This window comes from Protofrankia sp. Cr2 (genome assembly GCF_963555885.1).
Classification (GTDB): Bacteria; Actinomycetota; Actinomycetes; order Frankiales; family Frankiaceae; genus Protofrankia.
The window spans coordinates 7660-14313 of the sequence record NZ_CAUVXG010000017.1; the positions used below are offsets into that span (position 1 = coordinate 7660).

The 6654-nt window shown below is 69.2% G+C and carries 5 protein-coding genes and 1 pseudogene; 3 read left to right on the forward strand and 3 right to left on the reverse strand.

Annotated features, from left to right (window positions below; all coding sequences use genetic code 11):
• On the reverse strand, positions 1-491 hold a 491-nt coding region (locus tag U9978_RS10305; RefSeq protein ID WP_322760862.1), incomplete at its 3' end, for an ABC transporter ATP-binding protein.
• Between the two features lie 286 nt (positions 492-777).
• On the opposite strand from U9978_RS10305, the pseudogene U9978_RS10310 reads away from it, so the two are divergent.
• The 3 genes and pseudogenes from U9978_RS10310 to U9978_RS10320 form a co-directional block, all read left to right on the forward strand.
• Positions 778-1014, forward strand: a pseudogene (locus U9978_RS10310) (transposase); the annotation flags it as partial.
• 442 nt (positions 1015-1456) lie between these two features.
• Complete coding sequence (locus tag U9978_RS10315; RefSeq protein WP_322760863.1) at positions 1457-3181, forward strand: substrate-binding domain-containing protein; 1725 nt, start codon at positions 1457-1459, stop codon at positions 3179-3181.
• Positions 3182-3335: 154 nt separating this feature from the next.
• Positions 3336-4112 (forward strand): VOC family protein, encoded by a 777-nt coding sequence (locus U9978_RS10320; protein WP_322760864.1) that lies wholly within the window; start codon positions 3336-3338, stop codon positions 4110-4112.
• Between the two features lie 15 nt (positions 4113-4127).
• Here U9978_RS10320 and U9978_RS10325 read toward each other — a convergent pair whose 3' ends face one another.
• Together U9978_RS10325 and U9978_RS10330 are read right to left on the reverse strand one after the other, a co-directional pair.
• Positions 4128-5366 carry an acyl-CoA dehydrogenase family protein gene (locus tag U9978_RS10325; RefSeq protein WP_322760865.1) on the reverse strand — a complete coding sequence of 413 codons (1239 nt, stop codon included), beginning with the start codon at positions 5364-5366 and terminating at the stop codon, positions 4128-4130.
• Between the two features lie 79 nt (positions 5367-5445).
• On the reverse strand, positions 5446-6618 hold the full coding sequence (locus U9978_RS10330) for a thiolase family protein (protein WP_416210919.1): 1173 nt from the start codon (positions 6616-6618) through the stop codon (positions 5446-5448).
• Positions 6619-6654: the final 36 nt, after the last annotated feature.

Below are 6654 nucleotides of genomic sequence, written 5' to 3' on the forward strand. Positions count from 1 at the left end.
AGGCCGGAGAACGGCTCGTCGAGGACGAGGATGTCCGGGGCGTGCACGAGTGCCGCGGCGAGCTGGACCCGCTGCTGGTTGCCGAGGCTGAGCTTCTGCACCTCGTCGTCGCGGCGGCCGCCGATGCCGAGTCTTTCGGTCCACTCCTGCGCGGAGCGCCTGGCCGCCGGGGTGGACATACCGTGCAGCTCGGCGAGATAGACGAGCTGCTCACCGACTTTCATCCGTGGGTAAAGGCCGCGTTCCTCGGGCATGTAGCCGATCCGCCGACGGGTGGCAAGGGTGACCGGACGGCCGTCCCAGCGAACCTCCCCGGAGTCGGCGGCGAGCACCCCGAGCGCGATCCGCATCGTGGTGGTCTTGCCTGCGCCGTTGCTGCCGACGAAACCGAACAGTTCCCCGACCCGCACGTCGAAGGTCATCTCCGCGAGGGCGACGACGTCGCCATACCGTTTGCTGACCGCGTCGATCTCAAACCGACCGTTGCCCACCCAACCTCCCCGTCGCCACCCCGGTACCGCTTGTGCTCGTTCCTTCGCCCCGGGTCGGTCCACCCGCGGCGATGTGTCGGGTACATCCTTACTCATCGGGCCGGAACAGGCGCACAGCGGTGACATCGACGATCCCACGAGGTGAACGCGTCAGCGGCGCGGTTCGCGGGCGACGATCACTGCCATCGAGGGTGCCCATCAGTGGTTTCGGACAGTAGCCGCAAACACCGTCCACAAATCATGGGATGGGGCTCGTGCGCGCTCGTGGACCGGGTAGGCGCGACGTATGCACCAAGGTGAGCAACCGCCGTGGATCGTCTCCGATGGCCTGTGGGAACGGATCGAGCCGCTGCTGCCCCGACCGGCACCGCGTGCGAGCCGGGCCGGGTGCAAACGGTTCGCGGACCGTCAGGTGCTGTGCGGCATCCTGTTCGTGCTGCACACCGGGATCCACTGGGAGTTCCTGCCCCGAGAGCTCGGATTCGGCTCGGGGATGACGTGCTGGCGGCGGCTGGAGGAGTGGAACCCGCCCTTGTCCTGATCGGCGCCGCGCTGGTCCTGCTCGGCCAGGAGAAACGCCGACGCCCGACCGCCTGGAGCCGATGAGGATCAACCGGGCAGGACGCAACCGGACAACGGATCTTCTGGCTGGACGTACCCGTCGGTACCGCCGCCGCGAGAGGTCCGCAGGTCGGTCCGTTCGCACTCCACGGGAACACACATTCATCCGACATTCACAGAATGGTCACCAAACAGCCGTCCGATATATTCCCCGGATGGCCTTCGGTGTTCACCGACGGCGTGGAACCGTGATTCCCGGATAAGAGCGCCCGGGTCCAGCCGCACAGGAACCGTTCCCAATAAGCGACTCTGAAACTCTGAGACTCTGAGACTCTGAGACTCTGAGACTCTGAGACTCTGAGACTCTGGCCATGATGGCGCCGCCGGCTCTGCAGGAGTGGTGAATGCATATCCCGAGGAAGGCGGCCCGCACGGTCGCCGTCGCGGTCACTGCCCTGGCCGTGGCCGCGGCCGTGGCTGTTGTGGGCCCGCCGGTACTGGCCGACCCTCCGGCCGGCGTCACACCCGCCACCGGTGACATCGTCGGCGTGGGCTCAACCACCACCCGGGACGTGATGAACCGATATTCAACCGCATACGACGCGCAGAACCCCACGCCGTCGAGAAAGCTGTACAGCTGGGACCCCGGTCAGCATTCCCTCCCACCGAAGAAGGGCTGCGTGAACGTCACCTGGCCGACGGATTCGGACACCGGTATCAGGGCGTTGCACAATGACGCGGCGGCTTACAACACCTCCGGTGTGTGCGTCGACTTCGCCCGTTCCTCCCGCTACCCGGACGCGACCAGACCCGAGGATGCGAACAAGACCTTCATCGCCTTCGCCAGGGATGCGATGACCTGGGCTGCGATGCCGGTGACCCCGAAACGGACGCCGAAGAACCTCACCGTCACCCAGCTGCGCAACATCTACCTGTGCGTCCTCACCGACTGGCACAACGCAAACCCGGCCCTGCCTTCCGGGCCGATCCAGCCCTACCTGCCGTCGGGGTCGGATACCCGGACCACCTTCCTGCGGGCGCTGAGCAACAGTGGTGATGCGAACGGCCCGAACCCGTCCCTCACCCCGGGTTCATGTGTGCGCCAGCCCGCCGCGGTGGAGTCCGACAGCGGCGTGAGCCTGCAGGTCAACCTGCGGGCCGGTGACACCATCGGCAACGTGCTGATGCCGTACTCGGCCGGCGCGTGGGTCGCCCAGTCCCGCGGTGGGGATGCCGTGGACCTGCGCAACGGCTTCACCGTCCGCCAGATCGACGGTGTGCCCGCCGCCATCCCCGACGTCGCAGCCGGTGCGGCCGGCCCGTACTCGCTGAACCCGAACGGGCGCTTGCCCCGCCTGCTGTTCAACGTGGTCAAGAACAACCCCGCCAACAACGATCTGGCGGCCGTATCGGCGAGCTACGCCACGGTCTTCGGTAAAGCCGGCTATATCTGCACCCACCCGCTGAGCGCCGATCGGGGCTTCCTCTCCCTGCCCACGTCGGGTACGGGCCCGCGCTGCGGTGACAAATACGGCCTCGGATCGGCCCCGCCGTCATCACCGCAGACCGGCGGCCAGACGACCGGCGGCTGGCTGATCACCGTTTACTACACGGCGGTGGAAGGTTTCCACCACGGCCCGCCGCAGCAGGTACGCGGCTGCCCGCGTCAGGAATGCACATTCGGTGCCGACGATCTCGGCACCTATCCCACGGACTTCGTACAAGCCGTCCGCGACGAAGGCGCCGGGCGGATCACCAGCGGGACGCGCGCCGGCACATATCTGAACTGGTCGTATGACACCGGCTACTGGCTTGACGCGATCCCCGCCGACACCGCTGGCCACCGGCTTGAACCATTCCAGACAGCCGGTGCCGACGCCGCCACCCTGGGCCGGGGTACGAGGTTCACCATCGCATCCTGTGGGATGGCACTTGACGGGTCACCGGTCGACGCGGCCGGTTGCACCCGGCTGCGGGCGGCGACGTGGACCGTCCGGGACGAGTTCACCCCGGGCCTCGGCGGCGACAAGCACATCGACCTCTACATCGGCGAGGAGGACCGCGTGAACTTCACCGCCAGCCCACTCTACCTCTCCGGCGTGGGCGCCAGGATCACTGTCGTCGGCTGACGGTCCCTGGGTCGGCGGGGGTTTGCCCAGCGGAGGTTTCCCAGCGGAGGTTTCCCAGCGTGGGCTTGTGAGCGTCGGGACTGGTCGAGCCGTCAGAAGGTGTCAAGGATGGGTAGGCAGACCTGTACCCGACACGCTCGAAGGAGACGGACCCATGGTCGAAGTCACGAGTAACCAACCGCCGGGGACACCCACCTGGATCGACCTCGGCATTCCCGACATCCAGCGCGCAAAGGAGTTCTACGGCACCCTGTTCGGCTGGGAGTTCGAGGAGGGACCACCCGAGACAGAGGGCTACACGATGTGCCTGCTACGCGGGCAGCCGGTGGCGGCCGTCATCCAGAACCCGGACCCGAACGCCACCTCCTTCTGGTGGAACCTCTACGTCGCCACCGACGACGCTGACGGCACCGCCAAGCACATCGCCGACGCCGGCGGCCAGCTCGTCGTGGCGCCCATGGATGCGATGGACGCCGGGCGGCTGGCGATCGCGCTCGACCCGACCGGCGCGCAGTTCGGCCTCTGGCAGGGCCGCCTGCACCCCGGCGCACGGATCGTCAACGAGCCCGGTGCCCTGGCCTGGAGCGAGCTGCGCACGCCCGCAGCGGACGCGGCCCGCACCTTCTACCAGGCGGTTTTCGACTACACCCTGGAACCCATGCAGGCTCCCGACGTCGACTACACCGTGCTGCACCGCCGGGACGGTCAGATCGTCGGTGGGATCCACGGCGTGGCCGACGCGCAGTCGTCATCCTGGATCAGCTACTTCGAGGTCGAGGACACCGACGCGGCCGTGCTGCGGGTGCTCGACGCGGGCGGCACATGTCCCGCCGAACCCCAGGACTCCCCCTACGGACGCATCGCCGCCGTCGAGGACCCGTTCGGTGTGGAGTTCCGCGTCATCACCTCCGCGCAGAACCCGCCCGGGTGAGGTTCAGGCCGCCGCTCAGGACCGGGACAATGCCGACCAGGGGACGTCCTTGTCGACGCGCGGCTCCGCCGGCAGGCCCAGGACCCGCTCTCCGATGATGTTCCGCTGGATCTGGTCGGTTCCGCCGGCCAGCCGGTAGCCGGGCGCGCCGAGCAGATGCTGCGTCCAGGCGAACTCCGCACCGGAGTCGGCCGCAGCCCGGCTACCCAGCAGGTCGACGGCGAGCTCGCCGGTGCGGGTCAGCACGTCGGAGGCGACCAGCTTGCCGACCGACGCCGCCGGCCCCGGCGACGCCCCGGCAGCTGCGGCCCGCGCCACCCGTCCGGCGGTCGCGGCCCGCAGTACCGTCCGGATGTAGAGATCCGCGAGCTCCTGACGGACGACCGGGTCACCGGCCCGGCCCAGGCTGCGGGCGAGCTCCAGCACGTCGTCGAAAGTTCCGCCCTTACGCCTGGTAACCGATCCTGACGCGGTGCGCTCGAAGGACAGCGTCGCGTTCGCAACCCGCCAGCCGTTGCCGACCGCGCCGACGCGCAGGCCGTCACCTACCCGGACACCGGTGAGGAAGACCTCGTTGAAGGACGTACCTCCGCTCATCTGCCGGATCGGGCGGATCTCGATACCGGGGGCGTCCATGGGCACGAGGAACGCGGTGATCCCGGCGTGCTTGGGCGCGTCCGGGTCGGTACGGGCGAGCAACAGCCCGTAGTCGGCGAACCGCGCGCCGGACGACCAGACCTTCTGCCCGTCCACGACCCAGTTCTCCCCGTCCGCCACGGCGCGGCAGGCCAGTGCCGCGAGGTCGGAACCGGCCCCGGGTTCGCTGAACAGCTGACAGGCGAGCAGATCGGTACGCAGCATCGGCCCGACGAACCGCTCCCGCTGGGCCGCAGTGCCGAACATCGCCACGGCCGGGCCGACCAGACCGGTCGTCACGCTGATCAGCTCGGTGGACGGCGGCACGGCGTACGCGCGTTCCTCCTCGGCGAAGGCGGTCGCGAACAACGCGGGCAGCCCGGCGCCGCCCTGCTCCACGGGCAGCGTGAGCGCTCCGTAGCCCGCGTCGTGGCGGGCCCGCCGGTAGGCCCGGACGTTCTCCAGCAACGTGTGCTCGTCGGCGTCGGAGAGGTTGCGGAACACCGCGAAGTCGGGCGGGCCGTCGGTTGCCACCGGCGTGGCGACGGTGGCGGCGAGCCAGCGCCGTACCTCGACCCGCCAGGTCGCGAGGTCGACGTTGCTGCCCGAAGCGGTCATCGGTGTGGGTCCCTTTCGCAAAACGTCGTCAGACGGTCGGCTCGAACAGTCGACTCGAACAGTCAACCTGGACGGTCGGCTAGACGGTCAGAACCGCGCAGGCTGACAGCCCGGGTGCGCCGTAGACATGGGTGAAACCGATCCGTGGAGCTGCGGGAACCTGCCGGCCCAGCGCCCGTCCCTGGAGCTGGCGAACGATCTCGTGCACCTGGCGGAGTCCGGACGCGCCGATCGGCTCGCCGTTGGCGATGCATCCGCCGTCGGTGTTGACCGGGATGCGGCCGTGGGCCTCGGTGGCGCCCTCGGCGAGCAGTTTCTCCTGCTCGCCGTGCCCGCACAGGCCCGTTTCGGCGAGGTGGATGACCTCCGACCCGCTGTCGGTGTCCTGCAGCTGCGCGACGGCCACCTCGGACGGGTCGACACCGGCGGCGGCGAACGCCGCGGCAGCCGCATCGATGCTCGGGCTGTGGTAAGGCTCGGGCGCGAGCCACGGGGAGAACACCTCGAACGATCCGAACCGGCGGGTACGCAACGCCACCGACGCGAGCCGCACCGGACGTTCACACATATCACCTGCGCGGTCGCCACGGGCGAGGACGAGGGCGACCGCTCCCTCGCTCGGCGAGCAGAACATCGATCGGGTCAGCGGGGCGTTGACCGTCGGCGCGGCGAGTACCTCGTCCTCGGTGAGCGGAGTGCGCCGCCAGGCGGTGGGGCTGGCCTCGCCGTTGCGCAGCGCGCGCACCGCGACCCGGGCCAACGACCGGTCGGAGATCGCGTGCTCGTACTGGTAACGCCGGGTCTTCATGGCGAAGTACTGGGTGGTGACCATGAGGCCGGTCCGGCCGTACCAGTCCCCCAGCCCGTAGCTGGACGGATCGGAGTTGAACGCGCCACGCGGGTGCTTGTCGAACCCGATGACGGCCGCCACGTCGGCGTCCCCGGCCCGCAGCGCGTTCGCCGCGGTCGCCAATGCCACGCCACCAGTAGCACATCCATTGCGTACAGTAACGAACGATAGTCCGGTGAGGCCGAGACGGGACACGAGGGTGTCGGGCTTGCCGGACACGTTGCTGCCACCGACGGCAAGGTCGACGTCGGGCCAGGTGACGGCGGCGTCGGCGAGCGCGGCCCGGGTTGCGTGCTCGGCCATGGCCATCGCGGTGACGCCCTCGTGCCGGCCGAAGGGGTGGATGCCGACCCCGACGACGTAGACGGCGTCAACGGCATCCCTGTCCCGGTCGGTGCTCACCTGCCCGCTCCCGTCTCCCCGAGGCCCGCTGCCGGC

Coding starts and splice junctions, on each gene's coding strand:
- U9978_RS10325 (WP_322760865.1), bottom strand. CDS start 5,366: ATGACCGCTTCGGGCAGCAACGTCGACCTCGCGACCTGGCGGGTCGAG.
- U9978_RS10320 (WP_322760864.1), top strand. CDS start 3,336: ATGGTCGAAGTCACGAGTAACCAACCGCCGGGGACACCCACCTGGATC.
- U9978_RS10315 (WP_322760863.1), top strand. CDS start 1,457: ATGCATATCCCGAGGAAGGCGGCCCGCACGGTCGCCGTCGCGGTCACT.